The sequence below is a fragment of the Micromonospora halotolerans genome (genome assembly GCF_032108445.1).
Taxonomy (GTDB): Bacteria; Actinomycetota; Actinomycetes; order Mycobacteriales; family Micromonosporaceae; genus Micromonospora; species Micromonospora halotolerans.
In genome coordinates this window covers 1088076-1110140 of sequence record NZ_CP134876.1, presented here as the reverse complement: position 1 = coordinate 1110140, position 22065 = coordinate 1088076, and the positions used below count along the sequence as shown (strand labels likewise).

Here is a 22065-nt window from a genome sequence, read left to right as displayed (position 1 = left end):
GGGGGCACCCGATGGCCGCCATCTCCCGCGAGGAGGTCGCGCATCTCGCGCGACTGTCGCGGCTCGCCGTCACCGAGGAGGAGTTGGACACCTTCGCCGGCCAGCTGGACGTGATCCTCCAGTCGGTCGCCCAGGTCGGCGAGGTCGCCGCGGCGGACATCCCGCCGACGTCCCACTCGGTGCCGCTGACCAACGTCCTCCGCGAGGACGTGGTGACGCCGTGCCTGACCCCGCAGGAGGCGCTGTCGGGTGCGCCCGACGCCGAGGAGCAGCGGTTCCGCGTCCCGCGGATCCTGGACGAGGATGTGGCTTCATGACTGACCTGACCCGGCTCACCGCCGCCGAGATCGCCGGTCTGGTGGCGACGGGCGAGACCTCCGCCGTGGAGGTCACGCAGGCCCACCTGGACCGGATCACCGCCGTCGACGAGCAGGTCCACGCCTTCCTGCACGTCGACACCGAGGGCGCGCTGGCCGCCGCCCGCAGCGTGGACGAGCGCCGGGCCGCCGGCGAGGAACTGGGGCCGCTGGCCGGCGTGCCGGTCGCCGTGAAGGACGTGCTCACCACGAAGGGCGTGCCGACCACGGTCGGCTCGAAGATCCTGGAGGGCTGGCGCCCGCCGTACGACTCGACGATCGTCGAGCGGCTGCGCGCCGCCGGCACGGTGATGCTCGGCAAGACCAACATGGACGAGTTCGCCATGGGCTCCTCCACCGAATACTCGGCGTACGGCCCGACCCGCAACCCGTGGGACCTGGCGCGGATCCCGGGCGGCTCCGGTGGTGGCAGCGCCGCGGCGCTGGCCGCGTACGAGGCGCCGCTGTCGATCGGCTCGGACACCGGCGGCTCGATCCGCCAGCCCGGCGCGGTCACCGGCACCGTCGGGGCGAAGCCCACCTACGGCGGCACCTCCCGCTACGGCCTGGTGGCGTTCTCCTCCTCGCTGGACACCCCCGGCCCGTGCGCGCGCAACGTGCTGGACGCCGCGCTGCTGCACCAGGTGATCGGCGGTCACGACCCGCGCGACTCCACGTCGATCCCGGCCCCGGTGCCGGACGTGGTCGGCGCGGCGAAGCTCGGCGCGTCCGGCGACCTGACCGGGGTGAAGCTCGGTGTGGTCACCGAGTTCACCGGCGAGGGCGCCGAGCCGGGCGTGATGGCCGCGTTCCGCGAGGCGGTGGAGGCCCTGGCGAAGCTGGGCGCCGAGATCGTCGACGTCTCGTGCCCGCACTTCAAGTACGCGCTGCCGGCCTACTACCTGATCGCGCCGAGCGAGTGCTCCTCCAACCTGGCCCGGTTCGACGGCGTCCGGTTCGGCCTGCGGGTCGGCGACGACGGCAACCGGTCCCTCGAAGAGGTCATGTCGCTGACCCGGGAGGCGGGCTTCGGCCCCGAGGTCAAGCGGCGCATCATGCTCGGCACCTACGCGCTCTCGTCGGGCTACTACGACGCCTACTACGGGCAGGCGCAGAAGGTCCGGACGCTGATCACCCGGGACTTCACGGCCGCCTTCGAGGGGGTGGACGCGCTCATCTCGCCGACCACCCCGTTCGTGGCCTTCCCGATCGGGGCGCGCACCGCCGACCCCTACCAGATGTACCTGGCCGACCTGTTCACCATCCCGACCAACCTGTACGGCGGACCGGCCATCTCGGTGCCGTGCGGCCTGTCCGAGGGCCTCCCGGTCGGTTTCCAGATCATGGCTCCGACGATGGCCGACGACCGGATGTACCGGGTCGCCGCCGCGCTGGAGTCCACGGTCGGCACGTTCACCCCACCGGCACTGTGAGGCAGGAGCACCGATGACGACGACACTGCCCGCGTACGACGAGGTCGTGGCGCGCTGGGAACCGGTGATCGGCCTGGAGACCCACGTCGAGCTGGGCACGAACACCAAGATGTGGTGCGGCTGCCCGACCGACTTCGGCGGCGAGCCGAACACCCGGGTCTGCCCGGTCTGCCTGGGCCTGCCCGGCTCGCTGCCGGTGGCCAACAAGGCGGCCATCGAGGCGACCATCCGGATCGGCCTGGCACTGAACTGCTCGATCGCCGAGTGGTGCCGGTTCGCCCGGAAGAACTACTTCTACCCGGACATGCCGAAGAACTTCCAGATCAGCCAGTACGACGAGCCGCTCTGCGTCGACGGCTACCTGGACGTCGACGTCAACGGCGAGACCGTGCGGATCGGCATCGAGCGGGTGCACCTGGAGGAGGACACCGGCAAGACGCTGCACGTCGGCGGCGCCACCGGCCGGATCCACGGCGCCACCGAGTCGCTGGTCGACTACAACCGGGCCGGCATCCCGCTCGTCGAGATCGTCACCAAGCCGATCCCCGGCACGGGGGCGCTCGCTCCCGAGGTGGCCCGGGCGTACGTCACCGAGCTGCGCGACGTGATCCGCTCGCTGGGTGTCTCCGACGTCCGGATGGAGGAGGGCTCGCTGCGCTGCGACGTGAACACGTCGCTGAACCGGCCGGGCGAGGAGTGGGGCACCCGCACCGAGACCAAGAACGTCAACTCGCTGCGTTCGGTCGAGCGGGCGGTCCGCTCGGAGATGCTGCGCCAGGCGTCGGTGCTCGACGCCGGTGGCAGCATCACCCAGGAGACCCGGCACTTCCACGAGGACACCGGTGACACCACCCCCGGCCGGTCCAAGGAGACCGCCACCGACTACCGGTACTTCCCGGAGCCGGACCTGGTCCCGCTCGCGCCGGACACCGCCTGGGTGGCCGAGCTGAAGGCGGCCCTGCCGGAGCTGCCGAGGCTGCGCCGCAAGCGGATTCAGCAGGACTGGGGCCTGTCCGACCTGGACATGCAGTCGGTGGTCAACGCCGGCGCGGTCGAGCTGATCGAGGCGACCGTGGCCGCCGGGGCGACCCCGGCCGGCGCCCGCAAGTGGTGGCTGGGCGAGCTGTCCCGCCGGGCCAACGAGAGCGGCGTGGAGCTGGCCGACGTCGGGGCCACCCCGGCGCAGGTCGCCGAGCTGCAGGGCCTGGTCGACGCCGGCAAGCTCAACGACAAGCTGGCCCGTACCGTGCTGGAGGGCGTGGTGGCCGGCGAGGGCTCGCCGACCGAGATCATGACCAACCGCAACCTCGAGGTGGTCTCCGACACCGGCGCGCTCACCGCCGCCGTGGACGAGGCGATCGCCGCGAACCCGGGCATCGCCGACAAGATCCGCAGCGGCAAGGTGGCGGCGGCCGGCGCGCTGGTCGGCGCTGTCATGAAGACCACCCGCGGCCAGGCCGACGCCAAGACCGTCCGCGAGCTGATCCTGGCGCGCCTCGGCGTCCAGGGCTGAGTCCCGTCCCGAGGGCCGCCGTCGTGACCCGGCGGCGGCCCCCGGTCTGTTCCGCACACGCGGCCACCCCGCACCCCTCGCGCGTGGGCGTCAACGGCGACGCCCGGATGGAGTCACCGTGAACCAGCACGACCTCGACGTCCTCGACGAGATCCAGCGGCGGGTGCTCTGGCTCGCCACCCGCATCGTGGACGCGGCGAACCACGACCGGGACACCGGCGACGGGGTGAAGGTCGGCGGCCACCAGGCGTCCAGCGCCTCGCTGGTCACCGCGATGACCGCGCTCTGGTTCGCCCACCTGGACGCCGAGGACCGGGTCGCGGTCAAGCCGCACGCCTCGCCGGTCTTCCACGCCGTCCAGTACCTGCTCGGCAACCTGGACCGGTCCTACCTGCCGAAGCTGCGGGCGCGCGGCGGGCTGCAGTCGTACCCGTCGCGGACCAAGGACCCGGACGGGGTGGACTTCTCGACCGGCTCGGTCGGCCTGGGCGCGGCCGCGCCGCTGTTCGCGGCGGTCACCCGCCGCTACGTCGACGCGCACTTCGGCGAGCGGACGCACTCCCGGTTCATCGCCCTCATCGGCGACGCCGAGCTGGACGAGGGCAACATCTGGGAGGCCGTCGCCGACCCGGCCACCACCGGGCTGGGCAACGTGATGTGGCTGGTCGACTTCAACCGCCAGTCGCTGGACCGGGTCGTCCCCGGCGTGCGGATCAACCAGTGGCGCGGCCAGTTCGAGGCCGCCGGCTGGCACGTGGTCGAGGTCAAGTACGGCCGCAAACTCGCCGAGGCGTACGAGCGGCCGGGCGGGGCGGCGCTGCGCGACTGGATCGACCTGATGCCCAACGAGCAGTACCAGTCGCTGTTCGGGCTGGCCGGGCCGGCCCTGCGCAAGCAGTTCCTGGACGGCGCCCCGGCCGAGGTGGCCGCCTTCGTGGCCGACATCCCCGACGACGAGCTGGGTCCGCTCGTCACGGACCTGGGCGGGCACGACCTCCAAGCGATGCTCGACGCGTACGCCCAGTGCGACGCGGTCACCGACCGGCCCAGCGTGGTCTTCGCCTACACGGTCAAGGGGTGGGGCCTGCCGATCGCCGGCAACCCGCGCAACCACTCGGCGCTGCTCACCAGCGAGCAGGTCGACGCGCTGCGCGCCGCGCACGGCCTGACCCGCGACACCGAGTGGGACCGCCTCGACCCGGCGTCCCCGGCCGGCATCCGGGCCGGCGAGCGCCGGGAGGCGCTGGCCCGCGCGCCGCGCGAGCGGGCGCTCGGGGTCACCGTCCCGGAAACCACGAAGGTACGGGTGAACAAGCCCGTCTCCACCCAGGAGGTCTTCGGCCGGGTGCTGGTCGACCTGGCCCGCGACCCGAAGGTCGCGCCCTACCTGGTCACCACCGCGCCGGACGTGGCCACCTCCACCAACCTGGCCGGGTTCATCAACAAGACCGGGGTGTTCGCCCCCACCGAGCAGCGTTCCTGGACCGAGGACCGGATGCTGCGCTGGACGGAGACCCCGGCCGGTCAGCACATCGAGCTGGGCATCTCCGAGATGAACCTGTTCCTGCTGCTCGGCCAGCTCGGCCTGTCGTGGGACCTGTCCGGGCAGCCGCTGCTGCCGGTCGGCACGGTCTACGACCCGTTCGTGCTGCGCGGCCTGGACGCGTTCCTCTACGGCACCTACTCCGGCTCCCGGTTCGTGGTGGCCGGCACCCCGTCCGGCATCACCCTGGCCCCCGAGGGCGGCGCCCACCAGTCGACCATCACCGCCTCGGTGGGCCTGGAGCTGCCCGGGGTCACCTTCTGCGAACCCGCGTACGCCGGCAGCCTCGACTGGCTGCTCTGCGACGCGCTCGGCCAGATCGCCGGGGGAGCGGCCCCGGCCGCCACGGCCGCGCCGGCCGAGGACGGCGCGTACTACTTCCGCCTCAGCACCCGGCCCATCGACCAGGCGCCCTTCGAGGCGGCCCGGGCGCGGATCGGCGACGCGGTGCTGCGCCGGCAGGTGGTGGCGGGCGCGTACCGGCTCGTCGACGCGCACGAGGCGTACCCCCAGCTGGCGGACGCCCCGGTCGTGCAGCTCGCCGCCTCCGGCGCGGTGCTGCCGGAGGTCCTCGCGGCCGCCGCGGAGCTGGCCGAGGAGGGCGTCGCGGCGCACGTGGTCGACGTGACCAGCCTGGACCGGCTCTACCGGGCCTGGCAGCGGACCCTGCGCCAGGGCGTGCGGACGGCGACCGTGCCGAGCGTGCCCGGCGCGCTGCGGTCGGCCTTCGCCGACCGGGTGCCGGTGGTCACCGTGCACGACGCCGCCTCGCACGCGATGGCCTGGCTCGGCTCGGCGCTCGGCGCCCCGGCCGTGCCGCTCGGGGTCGACGAGTTCGGCCAGTCCGGCAGCGTCGGCGAACTGTACGAGCTGCACGACCTGCTGCCCGGCAGCATCGTCAACGCGGCGCTGGCGGCCCTGTCGCTGCGCTGAGCCTCAGCCTGTGGGGCTGGGTGTCGCGGTCGGGCTGCCGGTCGGGGCGGGCGAGACGGGCCCGCCCCGGGTCGGGGTCGGGGTGACCGGCACCTGGTCGCCCTTCGTCGGGTCCTGGATGATGTGCCGTTCCAGGTTGACCTGCGACTGCCCGGTGCCGCCCACGGTGATGTCGTCGTAGGCCTGGAGCAGCTTCTGCTGGTCGAAGTAGAGCACCGTCATCGACAGCGGGGTGGGCTTCTCGCCCTCCAGGCCACGCAGCCCGGCGCCGCCCGTGGAGCCCTCGACGAAGAGCTGGGTCGGCTGCTTGTCCGGTACCTGCGGCAGCTTCGACACCTGCCGGGCGTGGGTGTGCCCGGCCAGCACCAGCGGGCAGGTGCCGGAGAGCGGGCCGGCCGAGGCCGGGTCGTGCACCAGCGCGATGTTCACCGGCTTCGGCGAGTTCCGCACCGTGGTGGCGAGCTGCTCGCCGGTCCCGATCACCTGGTCGGCGACCACCTTGGTGAGCCCGCTGCCGGCCGGCGAGGTCTCCTTGTCCGGGGTGAACCGGGGGTCGCCGATGCCGGCGATGGTCAGCCCGGCGACCGTGGTCGTGGAGTTGTTCAGTACGACGGCGTTCGGCTGGGCGGCCACGGCGGCGGCGGTGCGCGCCGAGTCGTGGTTGCCGCGGATGTAGACGTACGGCTTCTTGAGCAGGCCGATCGAGCCGACGAAGGACGCCTCGGGCTCGCTGCCCCAGTCGGTGATGTCGCCGGTGTCGATCACCACGTCGATGCCGAACTGCTCCACGACCGTGCGGATGAGCTGCCAGCCGGTGGGGTTGAGGTGCATGTCGGAGACGTGCAGCACCCGCGTGGTGCCGGGCGACGGTTGGACCACCGGCAGCGCGGAGACCGTCGTGTAGAGCTTGCTGACGTTGCCGACCAGCCGTTGCAGCTGCTCGGCGTACTTGGTGTAGTCGTTGGCGATCCGCCGCGCGTCACCGACGATCGCCGGCGCGTTGACCAGCAGCCCCTCGTAGCGCGGCTCCTCGATGGCCTGGGGCCGGATGGTGGCGGCGGCGAGGCCGAGGCTGCCGGCGGTGACCACCAGCGCCAACCCGCCGGCCCACGCGGTGCGCCGCACGTCGCGGAAGACCAGACCGGCCAGCAGCAGGGTGGCCAGCACCGCCGAGGCCAGGGTCTTCAGGCCGAGTCGCATGACGCCGGCCCGCACGTCCTCGACCGCCGACTGGCTGGCCCGGCTGATGCTCGCCGGATCGTCGATCAGCGCCTCGGTCCGCCGCTGGTCGAGCGCGCCCAGCTCGACGGTCAGGTAGGCCGGCCCGTCGTGGCTGTCCAGCAGCAGCGCGCCCAGCGGCGGGATGTCGACGGTGGTGCCGCCGGTCAGCGACGGGCTGAGGTCGAGCTGGGCGCGGAACGGCCCGATGTCGGTGCCCACGTGCCCGCCCGCGTACGTGCCGGCCACCACCCCCGTGAAGGTGACCACGAGCACGGCCAGCACGACGCCGAGCCGGCGCAGACCGGTGCCGGGACGCCACCGACGACGGGCGCGCCCGTCCTCCGGCGTCGTCCCGTCCCCGCCGCTGTGCTGCTCGTTCTCCTGGCCGTCCATGCTGAGATTCTGACCTGCCCGTCGAAGGATCTTGGCAAACCCCGGGAAGCGGGATCAGCTGCGCCCGGCGCCGCCGTCGGCGAAGACCAGCCGCAGGATCCGGTCGTCGTCGCCGGCCGGCTTGCCCCGCCCGTCCCGGTTGGAGGTGCTCACCCAGACCGAGCCGTCCGGCGCCACGGCGGCGGCGCGCAGCCGGCCGTACCGGCCGGTGAGCAGCTCGCGCGGCTGGCCGAGGACCGTGCCGGTGCCGGCCAGCTCGACCAGCCAGAGTCGCTGCCCGCGCAGACAGGCGGTGAGCAGCAGCCGTTGCACGGCCGCCAGGCCGGAGCAGGAGGCTTCGCCGGTGCGCCACTGCACGATCGGGTTGACGTAGCGCCGGTCGTCGCCGCGCCCCTCGACCTGCGGCCAGCCGTAGTTGCCGCCCTTGTTGATCTGGTTGATCTCGTCCCAGGTGTTCTGGCCGAACTCCACGGCGTACATCCGCTTGTCCGGCGTCCAGGCGAACCCCTGCACGTTGCGGTGCCCGGTCGACCAGACCGGGGAGCCTGCGGTGGGGTTGCCGGGGGCGGCCTTGCCGTCCCGGGTGAGCCGCAGGATCTTGCCGCCGAGGTTCTTCGGGTCCTGCGCGTGCGCGGTCTGCCCGGCGTCGCCGGTGCTGGCGTAGAGGAAGCCGTCGGGGCCGAAGCCCAGCCCACCGCCGTTGTGGTTGCCGGCCTTCGGGATGCCGGTGACGATCGGGGTGGGCGGCCGGCCCAGCTCCAGCTTCGCGATCCGGTTGTCCTCGGCGCTGGTGTAGTAGACGAAGACCGTGCGGTCCCGGGCGTACGCGGGGGAGACCGCGATGCCGAGCAGCCCGCCCTCGCCGGCGGCCGCCACGTCCGGCACGGTCTGCACCACCCGGACGGTCATCCCCTCCGGCCCCGAATCCGGGCCGACCTGGAGGATCCGCCCGCTGTCCCGTTCGGTGACCAGCGCGGCGCCGTCCGGCAGGAAGGCGATGCCCCACGGCACCGCCAGCCCCTTCGCCAGCACCGTGGCCACCACCTGCTGGCCGGCGCCGCCGGGGCTGGCCGTGGTGGACGGCGACGGGAGGTTGGGCGGCTCGCCGGCCGGGTCGGGATCGGGGTCGCCGAAGGCACAACCGGCGGTGCCCAGCAGCAGAGTCGCGCAGGACGCCGCCAGCGCCGCCCGGAGGCGGCCGGCGCGGGGGAACGGGGGACGCGGCCTCACCTGGCCCAGCCTAGCCGGGCCGGGTGGCGAACCGGGCCCGACGAACCGAGCCGCGGCTCAACGGGCGCGCAGGGCGAGCAGGGCGACGTCGTCCTCCCGGCGCTGGGCGGCGGCGAGCAGCTGGTCGCAGAGGGCCACGAGGGGCAACCCGGCGGCACCGGCGAGCTGCGTGACCAGCTCGGCCTGCCCCTCGTCGATCGGCCGGTCCCGGCGTTCGATCAGCCCGTCGGTGTGCAGCAGCAGGGTGTCACCGGGAGCGAGGGTCAGCTCGCGGCGCGCGCGCCGGGGCGGGTGGGCCAGGCCGAGCAGCGGTCCCCGGATCCCGTCCAGCACCTGCACCGGGCCGTCGGCGGGCACCAGCAGCGGCGGCGGGTGGCCCGCGTTGCACCAGGAGACCAGGAGCCCGGACGCGGCCGGGCGGACGCGGGCCAGCACCGCGGAGGCCACGGTCGGGACGGGCAGCCCCTGGATCGCCCGGTCGAGGTGGGTCATCAGCTCGTCGACCGGGTCGTCCCGCCCGTACGCGTCGCCGCGCACCAGGTTGCGCAGCTGCCCCATGGTCGCCGCGGCCTCGATGTCGTGCCCCGCGACGTCGCCGATCCCGGCGATCAGGTCGCCGTCGGGCTGCACGAAGGCGTCGTACCAGTCGCCGCCCACCTCCACCCGGTCCGCCGCCGGCTGATAGCGGGCGGCCAGCTCCACGCCGGGCACCACGGGCAGGGTGGGCAGCATGCTCTGCTGCAACACCTCGGCGACGTGCCGCTGCTCGCCGTAGAGCCGGCTGTTGCCCACGGCCTGGCTGGCCCGGCGGCCGATGTCCAGCGCGGTCCGCAGGTCGCTCCCGTCGAACCCGCGCCGGGACGGCCCGTTGACCAGCGTGACGGCGCCGATGACCCGGTCACCGGCGGCGGTGATCGGCACGCTGAGGTGGGAGCCGAAGCCGAGCCGCTCGGCGAGCGGCGCCAGGTCCGGTTCGGTGGTGCCCCGCTCGACATCCGCCGGGGTGGCCGTGCCGCGGATGACCGGGCGCCCGGTCCGCAGCACCGACCGGATGACCGAGTCCGGGCCGAGGCCGGTGGCCAGCAGCTCGGCGAACCGGGCCAGGTCGGCGGCCCGGTCCGGGTCCCGGTGTGCGCCGGAGACGCTGCGCGGCCGGCCCGCCGGATCGGTGAGGGTGATCAGGCACCAGTCGGCGAACAGCGGGACCATGGCGCGCCCGAGCCGGTCGACCGCCGTGGCCACGTCGAGCGTGCCGCCCAGCGTCTCGCTCATCCCGGCCAGCATGGCGAGCCGGTCGTGCGCCTCCTCGGCGCGGCGCCGGGCCTGCTCGGCGCTGCGCAGGGCGATCCGCAGGCGCAGCTCCGAGGAGCAGGCGGCGGCCAGGTCGGCGAGGGTGCGCAACTGCTCGGCGGTCCAGGCCCGGGGCTTGCTGTCGACGGCGCAGAGCGAGCCGAGGACCCGGCCGTCGAGGTCGGTCAGCGGCATCCCGGCGTACGCGACGACGCCGAGGTCCTCGATGGCCAGGTTCCCGCGCACCCGGGGGTGGAGCCGGGCGTCGGGCAGCACCATCGGCGCCTCGATCTCGACCACGTGCTGGCAGAACGAATGGCTCAGCGGGGTCTCCCGCCGGGCGGCCCACGGCTCGGGCAGCCCGGTCGCGCCGGGCAGGAACTGGCGGTCGGCGGTGACCAGCGAGACCAGCGCCACCGGCACGTCGAGCAGATCGGCGGCCAGCCGGGCGAACCGGTCGAACGCCTCGTCGGGCGTCGCGCCGAGCCGGGTCTCCGCGAGGGACCGGAGCCGCTCGGGTTCGGCCAGCGTCGGAAGCGGCACGGCCCGGCACCCCGGAGTGTCCTCGCTCATCGCCACCTGTCTCCGGAGTCGGGAACGCCGGCCGGCGCTCCGCTCGGTTATACCTCCCGGGGCCCACCGCCAATCCCGGCAAGCGGCGGTCATCACGGGCCGAGCCGCCCGCGCCGTCCGGGGCGACTATCGTCGGCGGTCGTGAAGGTATGGATTCCGCACCCGGCCGGCCGGCGCCTCCTCGGCGAGCTGCCCGAGGGCGTCACCCTGGAGGTGCTGGAGGACCCGGCCCGGCCGCCGTCGTCCCCGAGCGGTGTGCGGTTCTGGGTGCCGCCCTTCCTCGCCGGCCCGGACGCCGGCGCGCTCCTGGCCGAGCTGCCCGACCTGAAGGTGGTGCAGCTCCTCTCCGCCGGGGCGGACGCCTGGGTGGGGCGGGTTCCCGAGGGTGTGACGCTCTGCGACGCCCGCGGCGTGCACGACTCGGCCACCGCCGAGTGGGTGGTCGCCGCGATCCTGTCCGCGCTGCGCGGCTTCGGGCCGCTGGCCCGCGCCCAGGCCCGCCGCGAGTGGGCGTACGACGAGGTGGCCCCGACCGACGAGCTGGCCGGCAAGCGGGTGCTGATCGTCGGTGCGGGCTCGATCGGCTCGGCGGTCCGCGCCCGGTTGGCCCCGTTCGAGGTGAGCTTCACCCTGGTCGCCCGGACGCCCCGCCCGTCCGAGGGGGTGCACGGCGTCGACGAGCTGCCCGCCCTGCTGCCCGAGGCGGACGTGGTGGTGCTGCTGGTGCCCTTGACCGAGCAGACCCGGGGGCTGGTCGACGAGAAGTTCCTGGCCGCGATGCCCGACGGGGCGCTGCTGGTCAACGCCGCCCGTGGCCCGGTGGCCCGCACCTCCGCGCTGGTCGCCGAGCTGGCGTCGGGGCGGCTGCGGGCCGCGCTGGACGTGACCGACCCGGAGCCGCTGCCGGCCGAGCATCCCCTGTGGGAGCTACCGAACGTGCTGCTCACCCCGCACGTCGCCGGCTCGGTCCGCGGCCTGCTGCCGCGGGCGTACCGGCTGGTGGGGGAGCAGGTGCGCCGGTTCGCGGCCGGGGAGCCGCTGGCCAACCGGGTGGTCGACGGCTACTGACGGGTCAGGCGGCGGACTCGGGCAGTTCCTGCCCGGTGGCGGAGATGAGCCGGGGCAGGTCGGCGGCGCGGACCGCGGGGAGCACCAGCGTCTCGCCGTCGTCGAGCCGGGCGACCGCCCGGCCGCGCGGGTCGGTGGCCAGCTCGGCGACCCGCGTCCAGGGCACCCGCCGCTGGCCGACGAGGGCTCGCAGCCGCAGCTCGCGGGCGTCCGCGTCGGTGCCGGCCCGCCACGCCCAGACGCCGACGGCGAGCGGGATCAGCAGCACCCAGAGCAGCCACCAGCGCGCGGTGGCCAGCGGCAGCGCGCCGATGAACGCGACGAGCGCGGCGACCAGGATCGCCTGGTTGTAGCGGAAACGGACGGTGTCGGCGCGGCTCACCTCCCGATGATCCCACCTCGGCCCGCCGGCCATCCCGGCGGGCGGCGGCAGCGGCCGGAGCCCGGATGTGACGGGCGTCACGTGTTGTGTCGCATAACGGCGGACGTCCGGGATCGTTTATGCGCGTGGCCGCACCGGTCCCCGTCCGGCGCCGGCCGCACCCGCATCCGACCCGTTGACCCCGCACGTCGTACCGCAACCGCACCGCCCCGTGCCCCCTCACGAAGGCGACCGCCGTGCCCGTCACCCGTACCGCCGCCGGTCCCCGCCGGCGGCCACCGCTGTCCGATCTCGTCGTGTCGCTCGCCGGCGCGCTGTTCGTCCTCGCCGGCGCCGCCGGCCTGGTCCCCGGCCCCGCCGCCGTGGCGCTGGCCGTGGCCGGTGGCTCCGCCCTGGCCTGCGTCCGGCTCGCCTGGCTGGCCGGCGCTCCGCCCGGGCCGCCGGCCGCCGCGCCGCCCGCCGAACGGCCCGGCGCCACCGCGGCGCCGGACCCGCCCGAGCCGGCCGTCGCCCGGCCGACCGGCCGGCGGGCCCGCCGGGTGGCGCTGTCCCGCCGGGTCGCCGGGATCCTCGACGTCGCCGTGCTGGCCGCCGGGCTCACCGTGGCGGTGCTGCCGCTGAGCGATCCCGTGCACCGGCTGCCGGTCGCCGTGACCGGTCTGGCGTTCACCACCCCGCTGTACGCCGTCGCCCTGCTCCGGCTGCCCGGCCGCTCCCGGCTCTCCGGCGCGGAACGGCTGAGCCGTGCCGTGGACGTGATGGCCCTCGGTCTCAGCCTGGTCTTCGCCGGCTGGGTGCTGCTGCCGGCCGGCCCGGTGCCGCCGGCCGCGCGGGCGGCCAGCGTCGGTGGCGCCCTGGCGCTGGCCGTGCTGCTGGTGGCTGCGGTCGCCGAGCGCCGCCGGCGACCGGGTGCGGCCCTCTGCCACGCCGGCACGGCCGCCACGCTGGGCGGGCTGGCCCTGCTCGTGGTCCTGCTCGCCTGCACCGCCCCGGACCGGGCCCTGCTGGCCGTCGCGCCGCCGCTGCTGGCCGGCGCACTGCTGACCGCGGCCGGCGCCCGGCGTACCGCAGTGGGGGAGCGGCCCCGCACCGGCGTCGCGCCGGCCGCCTGGCCCGGGCTAACCGCGCCGGCCGGCATCGCGGCGCTGGCCGCCGGCCACCACCTGTGGACGGTGGGACAGTTCACCGCCCCGGAGATCGCCCTGGGTCTGTCCGTCATCCCGCCGATGGTGGTGCGGGAGGTGCTCGCCGCCGCCGACCACCGGCGCCGGGCCGAGCGGCTGGCCGCGAGCGAGGCGCGGCTGCGGCTCCTCGCGGGCGGCGGGGAGTGGCCCGCCGACGCCCCGCCGGCCGACCGGGGCGAGCTGGTCCGCGTCCTCGCCCGGCGCACCGGCGGCGCGCTGCTCGTGGTCGACCTGCACGGCGTCGACGGAACCTCGGTGCTCGACGGACCGGTGCTGGCCGAGGTCGTCCACCGGCTCCGGTCCGGCTCCGGCCCCGGCGACCTGGTGGCCCGGCTCACCGACACCGAGTTCGCCGTGCTCACCGACCTCGGGCCGGTGCCCGCGTACGCGCTGGGCATCCGCCTGCTGGCCGCGCTCGCCGAGCCGTGCCCGCGGCCGGGCGGGGCGAGCCGGATCCGGGCCAGCATCGGGCTGGCCGAGACCACCGGCGGCGACCCGGGGGACGTGCTGCGCCAGGCCGACCTGGCCCGGCGGCGCGCCGTGCAGCTCGGTCGCGACCGGGTCGAGTGGTACGACGCCTACCTGGAGGAGCAGCTGGTCCGCAGGCTGGACCTGGAACGGGAGCTGCCGGGCGCGGTCGCCCGGGGCGAGCTGGACCTGGTCTACCAGCCGGTGCTGGCCCTGGCCGACCGGCAACCGGTGGGCACCGAGGCGTTGCTGCGCTGGCGCAGTCCCGCGCTGGGCACGGTGCTGCCGGCGGAGCTGCTGCCCGTCGCGGCCGACCTCGACCTGCTCGGGGAGGTCGGGCGGTGGGTGCTGGACCGGGCCTGCCGGCAGCTCGCCGCCTGGTCGGAGGGGGGCCGGGAGCTGTGGATGGCGGTCAACGTCACGCCCCGCGAGCTGGCCGCCCCCGACTTCGTGGCCCGCACGGCGACGGCCCTGGCCGCGTACGACGTGCCGCCGGAACGCCTGGTGGTGGAGGTGGCCGAGCCGGCCGTGGCCCGCGAGCTGTCCACCGTGGTGGCCCGGCTCGCCGGTCTCCGCTCGCTCGGCGTCCGCACCGCGCTGGACGACTTCCGCGCCGAGCACGCCTCACTCGCCCAGCTCCGCCGGCTGCCGATCGACCTGCTGAAGGTGGGCCCGCACCTGGTCGGGCCGGGCGCCGACGGGCAGCGCCCGCTCATCGACGTGGTGGCCAACCTGGGCGACCGGCTCGGCCTGGAGGTGGTGGTGGAGGGCCTGGAGTCCGACGCACAGGTGGCCGGGGCGCGCCGCGCCGGCTGCCGCTACGGGCAGGGCTTCGCGCTGGCCCGCCCGGCCCCCGCCGAGCGGGTGGAGGCGTGGTTCGAGGAATTCCCCTCGACGTCCCGCTGACCTGGCCGTCCAGCCGGATCGCTGAACCGGTTCACCGCAGGCGCGGCGGCGCGGTGCTGCCGCGCGGGGTGAGGTGGGCGGTCTCGTCCTGGAGCCCGGTCACCGGCTCGCCGGCGATCACGGCCAGGAGCTGCCGCGCGGCGTGCGCCCCGTACGCGGGGATGTCCCGGCCCAGCGCGGTCAGCGGCGGGTGCACGAGCCGGCAGAGCGGGGAGTCGTCCCAGGCCACGATGGACAGGTCGCCGGGGACGGCCAGCCCCATCTCCTGCGCCACGGAGAGCCCGGCGATCGCCATCACGTCGTTGTCGTAGATCACCGCGGTGGGCCGGGTGGCGGAGCTGAGCAGGCGCCGGGTGGCCCGCGCGCCCTCCTCGCCGGTGTAGTCGGACCAGACCGTGGTGGCCTCGTCCAGCCCGAGCCGCCGGCACACCTCGGTGAACGCCTCGGTGCGGATCTCGGTGTGCAGCAGCGAGGGGAGCCCGCCCACCCGGGCGATCCGCCGGTGCCCGAGCGCGACCAGGTACTCCACCGTCTCGACCAGGGCCGCCGCGTCGTCGGACCAGACGCTGGCCAGGCTGCCGGTGTGGCCGGGGCCGCCGATCACGACGGCCGGCAGTTGCAGCTCCTCCAGCGCCGGCACCCGCCGGTCGTCGGTGCGCAGGTCGCACAGGAACACGCCGTCCACCCGGCGCTCGGCCCACCAGCGGCGGTAGACGGCGATCTCGGCGTCCTGGTCGGCGACCACCTGGAGGGTCAGCGCGTAGGAGCGGGCCGACAGTTCGGCCTCCACGCCGCTGATCAGCTCCATGAAGAAGGGCTCGATGCCCAGTATCCGGGCGGGGCGGCACAGGGCCAGGCCGACCGCCTTGGCGGTGGCGCCGGAGAGCGCCCGGGCCGCGCTGCTCGGGCTGAACCCGATCTCGGCGGCGATCGCTAGGATCCGCTGCCGGGTCGCCTCGGACACGCCGGGCTGGCCGTTCAGCGCGTACGACACCGCGCCCTTGGAGACCCCGGCCCGCCGGGCGACATCGGCGATGGTCGGCCGCTTCACCGGCGCGCTCCTCCACTGGTCCGGCCCTCGCGGGCCCGTTTCCGCCGCCGGGGGGACCGGCGGCTTGTCACGCTACTGCACCGGGTCGCGGCGAGGTCGGCGCGGTGCGCCGCGTGTCGCTTGCGCGGTTAAGCGCACGGCGCGGACGGCTCTCCTGGCCCCGTTCCGAGTGCCGGAGAACGCGGAAACCGCCGCAGGAGGCGTCGATCAGGTTACCGGGCGGCCCCGCTCGTAACCGGCCGTTGACAGCCCAGGGGGTGCCCCGTACGGTGTCCTCACTTATCCGGTTCAGTCAACGTCTCTCGATCTCGGGAGCGTTCCCATATTCGGCGCGGAGGATGACATGAAACGGTCCTGGACGCACTGGGCCCGGGCGGCCACCGTGGGTGCCGTCAGCCTGGTCATGGTCGCGGCCTGTAGCGGCAAGAGCACCACCGGCGGCTCCGACGCCGCCGACGGTCAGGTCACGTTGAAGATCAACTTCTGGGGCGACTTCGGCCTCCAGGACCTCAAGGCGAAGTACGAGGCCGACCACCCGAACGTCAAGATCCAGCTGAACTCCGGCGAGTACAACGCGCAGCACGAGGACCTGCAGAAGAAGCTCGTCGCGGGCAACGGCGCGCCGGACATCGCGGCGATCGACGAGGGCTTCATGGTCCAGTTCCGCAGCCAGTCCGACAAGTTCGTCAACCTGCTGGACAAGGGCGCCGGGTCGTACGAGAGCAAGTACCTGCCCTGGAAGTGGAAGCAGTCGCTCTCCGCCGACGGCAAGACCCAGATCGGCCTCGGCACCGACGTCGGCGGCCTGGCCATGTGCTACCGCACCGACCTGTTCAAGGCCGCCGGCCTGCCCACCGAGCGGGACCAGGTCTCCGCGCTCTGGCCCGACTGGGACAAGTTCATCGAGGTCGGCCAGCAGTACACCGCCAAGACCCACAAGAAGTTCATCGACGCCGGCACCAACCTGTTCAACCCGATCCTCGGTCAGCAGCAGGTCGGCTTCTACAGCGACCAGGAGCAGCTCCAGATGGACGGCGGCCCGAAGGTCGCCTTCGACTACACCGTCAAGGCCGTCCAGGCCGGGCTGTCGGCCAACCTGGTCAGCTTCCAGGCCGACTGGGACAAGGGCTTCACGAGCGGCGCCTTCGCCGTGCTCGCCTGCCCGGCGTGGATGCTCGGCCACATCAAGGACACCGCCCCGGGCACCCAGGGCAAGTGGGACATCGCCGCGGTGCCCGGTGGCGGCGGCAACTGGGGCGGCTCGTTCCTGACCATTCCCAAGCAGGGCAAGCACGTCGACGAGGCGTACAAGCTGCTGGAGTGGCTGGTCGCGCCCGAGCAGCAGATCGAGATCTTCAAGAAGGTCGGCAACCTGCCCTCGCAGCCGGCGCTCTACGCCGACCCGGCCATCGCCGACTTCAAGAACCCGTTCTTCAACAACGCCCCGGTCGGCCAGATCTTCCCCAAGATGGCGCAGGGCCTCACCCCGCAGTACCTGGGCAGGAAGAACGGCCCCACCCGGGTCGCCGTGGAGAACGTGATCCGGCGGGTCGAGAACAAGAGCCTGAAGCCGGACGCCGCCTGGGCCGAGGCGGTCAAGGAGGCCGACAAGGCCGCCAAGTCCTGACGGACCCCGGTGACGGGGTGGGCCACGGCCCGCCCCGTCACCGCCACACCGCCTCACCCACCTCGGCCCTGGAGTGATCCGATGTCCACCACCCGTGCCGCGCCCGCGCCGTCGAGCCGCCGAGCCGCGCCGGAGCGCGGCCGCTCCGGGGGCGACGACCGGCGGCTGACCTGGCGCAACCGGCTGTACCGCTTCGACATGCGCTACATGCCGTACCTGCTGATCGCGCCCTTCTTCCTGCTCTTCATCGTGTTCGGGCTCTTCCCGCTGCTGTTCAACGCGGTGGTCTCGCTGCGCAACTACCGGCTCGACGACCCGACGCTGCCCTACTGGGCGGGTGTCGAGAACTTCAGCCGGCTCCTCGGCGACGAGGACTTCTGGAACGCCCTCTACAACACCTTCGGCATCTTCCTGCTCTCCTCGGTGCCCCAGCTGCTGCTCGCGCTCGTGGTCGCCTCGCTGCTCAACCGCAAGCTGCGGGCGCAGACCTGGTGGCGGGTGGGGGTGCTGCTGCCGTACGTGACCCCGATCGTCGCCTCGACCATGGTGTTCAGCGTCTTCTTCTCCCGCGACTTCGGCATGGCCAACTGGGTGCTCGGCCTGTTCGGCCTCGGCGGCCCCGATGACCCGATCGACTGGCGGGCCGACAAGCTGCACGCCTGGATCGCCATCGCCACGATGGTCAACTGGAAGTGGATCGGCTACAACGCGCTGCTCTACCTGGCCGCCATGCAGTCCATCCCGCGTGACGTCTACGAGGCGGCGGCGATCGACGGCGCCGGGCCGTGGAAGCAGCTCTGGCGGATCACCGTGCCGATGATCCAGCCCGTGGTGCTCTTCACCGTCATCCTCTCCACCATCGGTGGCCTCCAGCTCTTCACCGAGCCCATGCTCTTCGACCCGAACGCCCAGGCCGCCACCGGCGGGCCGAACGGCGAGTGGCAGACCATCGCCCAGCTCATCTACAAGGTCGGCTGGAAGGACCTCAACCTCGGTTACGCCGCGGCCATGTCCTGGGCGCTCTTCCTGATCATCCTGATCGTCGCCGGCGTCAACTACGTGGTGACGAACCGACTGTCCGGAGGGCGTAAATGACTGCCATCGCACGCCCGGCGCGCCGGAAGCCGCGGCTGATGGGCCGGGCCCCCCAGGAGACCCAGGCGGGGCTCTGGACCTACCTGTTCCTCGCGCTGACCATGCTCTTCGCCGCGTTCCCCCTCTACTGGATGTTCGTCATCGCGACCAGCGACGACGAGGCGCTCGCGAAGCTGCCGCCGGCGATCGTCCCCGGCGACCGGTTCCTGACCAACGTCGACGAGGTCTTCTCGCTCCAGGACGTCTACTTCGCCGCCTCGCTGGTCAACAGCGTCATCGTCGCCACCGTGGTGACCGCCTCGGTGCTGTTCTTCTGCTCGCTGGCCGGGTTCGCCTTCGCCAAGCTGCGCTTCAAGGGCAGCAATGCTCTGATGCTCTTCGTGGTGCTCACCCTGACCGTGCCCAACCAGCTCGGCATCGTGGCGCTCTACATCGTGATGGGCAAGCTCGGCTGGAACGGCACCCTGCTCGCGGTCATCGCCCCCGGGCTGGTCACCGCGTTCGGCGTGTTCTACATGCGGCAGTTCATCGTCAACACGGTTCCCGACGAGCTGGTCGAGTCGGCCCGCATGGACGGCGCCACGACCATGCGGGTGTACGCCAGCATCGTGCTGCCGGCGATCCGCCCGGCCCTGGCCGTGCTCGGGCTGCTCACCTTCGTGGCCACCTGGAACGACTTCCAGTGGCCGCTCATCACGCTGAGCGGCACCGACTTCCCGACCTCGATGGTCGCGGTCTCCGACCTGGCCAGCGGCAACTACGTGATCTACCGGCGGGTGCTGGCCGGGGCGTTCATCGCCACCGGGCCCCTGCTGGTCATGCTGTTCATCGGTGGACGACAGATCGTCCGCGGAATCATGGAAGGCGCGGTGAAGTCGTGAGCCGTCAGACGCTGCACGAGGGTTGGCTGCTGCGGGCGGTGCCCGGCCCGCAGGTGCCGCCGGAGGTCGCCGGGCAGGTGGTGCCGGCGACCGTCCCCGGAGAGGTGCACACCGACCTGCTGGCGGCCGGCCTCATCCCCGACCCGTACCTCGACGACAACGAGAACCGCCTCGGCTGGATCGGCCGCACCGACTGGGTCTACGAGACCACCGTCGACTGGCGGCCCGGCGACGACGAGCGGGTCGACCTGGTCTGCGCCGGCCTGGACACGGTCGCCACGATCACCGTCAACGGCACCGAGGTCGGCCGCACCGAGAACCAGCACCGGGGCCACCGGTTCCCGGTCGGCCCACTGCTCCGGCCGGGCGCCAACACCCTCACCGTGCGCTTCGACTCGCCGTACCGCTACGCCGAGGCGCACCGGGACCGGCTCGGCGACCGGCCCAACGCGTACCCGGAGCCGTTCCACTTCATCCGCAAGACCGCCTGCAACTTCGGCTGGGACTGGGGGCCGACCCTGGTCACCGCCGGCATCTGGCAGGAGATCGGGTTGCACGCCTGGTCGGTCGCCCGGCTGGCGACCGTCCGGCCGCTGGTCACGGTCGATGGGAACACCGGCCGGGTGGAGCTGCACGTCGAGGTCGAGCGGACGCAGGACGACCCGCTCACCGTCCACGCCACCGTGGCGGGCGCCGCCGTCGAGGTCACCGTCCCGCCGGGGGAGCACCGCGCCGTCGCGACCCTCACCGTCCGCGACCCGGCGCTCTGGTGGCCCGTCGGGTACGGCGACCAGCCCCTCCACGACCTCGACGTGACCCTCCGCGCCGCCGACGGCCGGCCGCTGGACGCCTGGTCCCGCCGGATCGGCTTCCGCTCGGTACGCCTGGACACCGCCCCCGACGCGCACGGCTCCGCGTTCACCCTGCACGTCAACGGGGTGCCGGTCTTCGTGAAGGGGGTCAACTGGATCCCCGACGACGCCTTCCCCAACCGGGTCACCCGGGCCCGCCTCGCCGAGCGCTTCGGGCAGGCGGTCGGCGCGAACGTCAACCTGCTGCGGGTCTGGGGCGGCGGCCGCTACGAGTCGGAGGACTTCTACGAGCTGGCCGACGAGCGGGGCCTGCTGGTGCAGCAGGACTTCCTCTTCGCGTGCGCTGCCTACCCGGAGGAGGAGCCGTTCCGCACCGAGGTCGAGGCGGAGGCGCGGGAGCAGGTCACCCGGCTGGCGAGCCATCCGTCGCTGGTGCTCTGGACCGGCAACAACGAGAACATCTGGGGCTGGTACGACTGGGACTGGCAGGAGCCCCTGGCCGGTCGCACCTGGGGGCGCGGCTACTACCTGGACCTGCTGCCCACCGTCGTCGCCGAGCTGGACCCGACCCGGCCCTACTGGCCGGGCAGCCCCTGGTCGGGCAGCGAGGACGTGCACCCCAACGACCCGGCGCACGGCACCACGCACATCTGGGACGTGTGGAACACCGACGACTACACGAAGTACCGGGAGTACGTGCCCCGCTTCGTCGCCGAGTTCGGCTACCAGGCGCCCCCGGCGTACGCGACGCTGCGCCGGGCCCTCTCCGACGAGCCGCTCGCCCCCGACTCGCCCGGGATGGCGCACCACCAGAAGGCCGCCGACGGGGACCGGAAACTCCGGCGCGGCCTCGACGCCCACCTGCCGACGCCCGCCGACTTCGACGACTGGCACTACCTCACCCAGCTCAACCAGGCCCGGGCCATCCAGCTCGGCGTCGAGCACTTCCGCTCGCACCGGCCCGTCTGCATGGGCGCCATCGTGTGGCAGCTCAACGACTGCTGGCCGGTCACCTCCTGGTCGGCCGTCGACGGCGACGGCCGGCGCAAACCCCTCTGGTACGCGCTCCGCCGCGCCTACGCCGCCCGGCTGCTCACCGTGCAGCCGCGCGACGGCGGGCTCGCGCTGGTGGCGGTGAACGAGACCGGCGAGGCGTGGCACGCGCCGGCCACGGTCACCCGGCTCACCCTCACCGGGGAGCCGAGGGCGAAGACCGCGGTGGACCTCGACGTCCCCGCGTACTCCTCGGTGGTGCTGGCGCTGCCCGCGGAGCTGGCACGGCCGGACGAGGCCCGGCGGGAGCTGCTGGTCGCGGAGGCGGGGGAGACCGCCGAGCGGGCGCTGTGGTTCTTCGCCACCGACCGGGAGGTCGAGTGGCCCGCCGCCGAGCTGGACGCGACGGTCGAGCCGGCAGGCGACGCCCAGCGCGTCCGGGTGACCGCGCGGACGGTGCTGCGCGACCTGATCCTCTACCCGGACCGGCTGCACCCGTCGGGGCAGGTCGACCAGGCCCTGGTCACCCTGCTGCCGGGGGAGTCGACCACCTTCACGGTCACCGCGGCGGAGCGGCTCGACCCGGCGGCCCTCACCGCCCGTCCGGTCCTGCGCTGCGTCAACGACCTGGTCGGGTAGCGGATCCGGCCCCGAATTGAAGACTTTTGCAAGTGGTAAAGTCTTCAGAGTCACCGGGGAGGGGTCGTCATGTCCGTGCCGCTGTACCAGGCCAAGGCCGAGTTGTTCCGCACCCTCGGGCATCCGGTCCGGATCCGGGTGCTCGAACTGCTCCAGGACGGGTCGAAGCCGGTCCGCGACCTGCTCGCCGCCATCGACGTCGAGCCGTCCAACCTCTCCCAGCAGCTCGCCGTGCTGCGGCGGGCCGGCATGGTCACCTCGCACCGGGACGGTCCGCTGGTCGTGTACTCGCTCAGCACCCCCGACGTGGCCGACCTGCTCGCCGCCGGCCGGCGGATCCTCGGCGCGGTCCTCACCGACCGGGACGCCCTCCTCGACGAGCTGCGCGCCGGGGACGGGGAGCGGTGAACGCGGCGGCCCCGACCTCCACCGCCGCCGGCGGCCCGCCCCGGCCGAACGCCCCCGGCGGTGGGC

Annotated in this window: 16 protein-coding genes; 11 read left to right on the top strand and 5 right to left on the bottom strand. The window is 73.9% G+C overall.

Annotated features, from left to right (window positions below; genetic code table 11):
• The first annotated feature begins 11 nt into the window (after nt 1–11).
• The 4 genes from gatC (at nt 12) to RMN56_RS05065 (ending at nt 5778) form a co-directional block, all read left to right on the top strand.
• A complete protein-coding gene (gene gatC, locus RMN56_RS05080) occupies nt 12–317 on the top strand; it encodes an Asp-tRNA(Asn)/Glu-tRNA(Gln) amidotransferase subunit GatC (RefSeq protein WP_091268917.1) in 306 nt (101 codons plus the stop codon).
• The gene (gatA, locus tag RMN56_RS05075) at nt 314–1789 is read left to right on the top strand and encodes an Asp-tRNA(Asn)/Glu-tRNA(Gln) amidotransferase subunit GatA (RefSeq protein WP_313722669.1); all 1476 of its coding nucleotides are present in this window, start codon (nt 314–316) and stop codon (nt 1787–1789) included. Before gatC ends, gatA begins: the two co-directional genes overlap by 4 nt.
• Nucleotides 1790–1802: 13 nt before the next feature.
• A complete protein-coding gene (gatB, locus tag RMN56_RS05070) occupies nt 1803–3302 on the top strand; it encodes an Asp-tRNA(Asn)/Glu-tRNA(Gln) amidotransferase subunit GatB (RefSeq protein WP_313722668.1) in 1500 nt (499 codons plus the stop codon).
• A 118-nt stretch (nt 3303–3420) separates the two neighbouring features.
• Entirely contained in the window at nt 3421–5778 is a 2358-nt protein-coding gene (locus tag RMN56_RS05065) for a thiamine pyrophosphate-binding protein (protein WP_313722667.1), read from the top strand.
• A gap of 3 nt (nt 5779–5781) precedes the next feature.
• Here RMN56_RS05065 and RMN56_RS05060 read toward each other — a convergent pair whose 3' ends face one another.
• The 3 genes from RMN56_RS05060 to RMN56_RS05050 are packed head-to-tail and all read right to left on the bottom strand — an operon-like array spanning nt 5782 to nt 10485.
• The gene (locus tag RMN56_RS05060; RefSeq protein WP_313722666.1) at nt 5782–7392 is read right to left on the bottom strand and encodes a metallophosphoesterase; all 1611 of its coding nucleotides are present in this window, start codon (nt 7390–7392) and stop codon (nt 5782–5784) included.
• A gap of 54 nt (nt 7393–7446) precedes the next feature.
• The gene (locus RMN56_RS05055; RefSeq protein WP_313722665.1) at nt 7447–8622 is read right to left on the bottom strand and encodes a PQQ-dependent sugar dehydrogenase; all 1176 of its coding nucleotides are present in this window, start codon (nt 8620–8622) and stop codon (nt 7447–7449) included.
• A 57-nt stretch (nt 8623–8679) separates the two neighbouring features.
• Complete coding sequence (locus RMN56_RS05050; protein WP_313722664.1) at nt 8680–10485, bottom strand: SpoIIE family protein phosphatase; 1806 nt, start codon at nt 10483–10485, stop codon at nt 8680–8682.
• Between the two features lie 141 nt (nt 10486–10626).
• Here RMN56_RS05050 and RMN56_RS05045 point away from each other — a divergent pair, with 141 nt between their 5' ends.
• The gene (locus RMN56_RS05045; protein ID WP_313722663.1) at nt 10627–11553 is read left to right on the top strand and encodes a 2-hydroxyacid dehydrogenase; all 927 of its coding nucleotides are present in this window, start codon (nt 10627–10629) and stop codon (nt 11551–11553) included.
• A gap of 4 nt (nt 11554–11557) precedes the next feature.
• Here RMN56_RS05045 and RMN56_RS05040 read toward each other — a convergent pair whose 3' ends face one another.
• Complete coding sequence (locus RMN56_RS05040) at nt 11558–11935, bottom strand: PH domain-containing protein (protein ID WP_313722662.1); 378 nt, start codon at nt 11933–11935, stop codon at nt 11558–11560.
• Nucleotides 11936–12171: 236 nt separating this feature from the next.
• On the opposite strand from RMN56_RS05040, the gene RMN56_RS05035 reads away from it, so the two are divergent.
• On the top strand, nt 12172–14493 hold the full coding sequence (locus RMN56_RS05035) for a putative bifunctional diguanylate cyclase/phosphodiesterase (protein WP_313722661.1): 2322 nt from the start codon (nt 12172–12174) through the stop codon (nt 14491–14493).
• A gap of 31 nt (nt 14494–14524) precedes the next feature.
• Here RMN56_RS05035 and RMN56_RS05030 read toward each other — a convergent pair whose 3' ends face one another.
• Nucleotides 14525–15544 (bottom strand): LacI family DNA-binding transcriptional regulator, encoded by a 1020-nt coding sequence (locus tag RMN56_RS05030; RefSeq protein ID WP_313722660.1) that lies wholly within the window; start codon nt 15542–15544, stop codon nt 14525–14527.
• A 343-nt stretch (nt 15545–15887) separates the two neighbouring features.
• Between RMN56_RS05030 and RMN56_RS05025 the strand changes: the two genes are divergently transcribed.
• The 5 genes from RMN56_RS05025 to RMN56_RS05005 all read left to right on the top strand — a co-directional run bounded on the left by RMN56_RS05025 (nt 15888) and on the right by RMN56_RS05005 (nt 21999).
• Nucleotides 15888–17171 carry an ABC transporter substrate-binding protein gene (locus RMN56_RS05025; RefSeq protein WP_313722659.1) on the top strand — a complete coding sequence of 428 codons (1284 nt, stop codon included), beginning with the start codon at nt 15888–15890 and terminating at the stop codon, nt 17169–17171.
• 81 nt (nt 17172–17252) lie between these two features.
• Entirely contained in the window at nt 17253–18266 is a 1014-nt protein-coding gene (locus RMN56_RS05020) for a carbohydrate ABC transporter permease (RefSeq protein WP_313722658.1), read from the top strand.
• Between the two features lie 38 nt (nt 18267–18304).
• Nucleotides 18305–19147, top strand: a complete 843-nt coding sequence (locus RMN56_RS05015; protein WP_376787306.1) for a carbohydrate ABC transporter permease — start codon at nt 18305–18307, stop codon at nt 19145–19147.
• Nucleotides 19144–21591: a glycoside hydrolase family 2 protein gene (locus tag RMN56_RS05010; protein ID WP_313722656.1), complete on the top strand. Its 2448-nt coding sequence runs from the start codon at nt 19144–19146 to the stop codon at nt 21589–21591. The genes RMN56_RS05015 and RMN56_RS05010 overlap by 4 nt, the downstream gene beginning before the upstream one ends.
• 69 nt (nt 21592–21660) lie before the next feature.
• Nucleotides 21661–21999 carry an ArsR/SmtB family transcription factor gene (locus RMN56_RS05005; protein ID WP_313722655.1) on the top strand — a complete coding sequence of 113 codons (339 nt, stop codon included), beginning with the start codon at nt 21661–21663 and terminating at the stop codon, nt 21997–21999.
• The last annotated feature ends 66 nt before the right edge of the window (nt 22000–22065 follow it).

Coding starts and splice junctions, on each gene's coding strand:
- gatC (WP_091268917.1), top strand. CDS start 12: ATGGCCGCCATCTCCCGCGAGGAGGTCGCGCATCTCGCGCGACTGTCG.
- gatB (WP_313722668.1), top strand. CDS start 1,803: ATGACGACGACACTGCCCGCGTACGACGAGGTCGTGGCGCGCTGGGAA.
- RMN56_RS05015 (WP_376787306.1), top strand. CDS start 18,305: ATGGGCCGGGCCCCCCAGGAGACCCAGGCGGGGCTCTGGACCTACCTG.
- gatA (WP_313722669.1), top strand. CDS start 314: ATGACTGACCTGACCCGGCTCACCGCCGCCGAGATCGCCGGTCTGGTG.
- RMN56_RS05050 (WP_313722664.1), bottom strand. CDS start 10,485: ATGAGCGAGGACACTCCGGGGTGCCGGGCCGTGCCGCTTCCGACGCTG.
- RMN56_RS05005 (WP_313722655.1), top strand. CDS start 21,661: ATGTCCGTGCCGCTGTACCAGGCCAAGGCCGAGTTGTTCCGCACCCTC.
- RMN56_RS05025 (WP_313722659.1), top strand. CDS start 15,888: ATGAAACGGTCCTGGACGCACTGGGCCCGGGCGGCCACCGTGGGTGCC.
- RMN56_RS05060 (WP_313722666.1), bottom strand. CDS start 7,392: ATGGACGGCCAGGAGAACGAGCAGCACAGCGGCGGGGACGGGACGACG.
- RMN56_RS05020 (WP_313722658.1), top strand. CDS start 17,253: ATGTCCACCACCCGTGCCGCGCCCGCGCCGTCGAGCCGCCGAGCCGCG.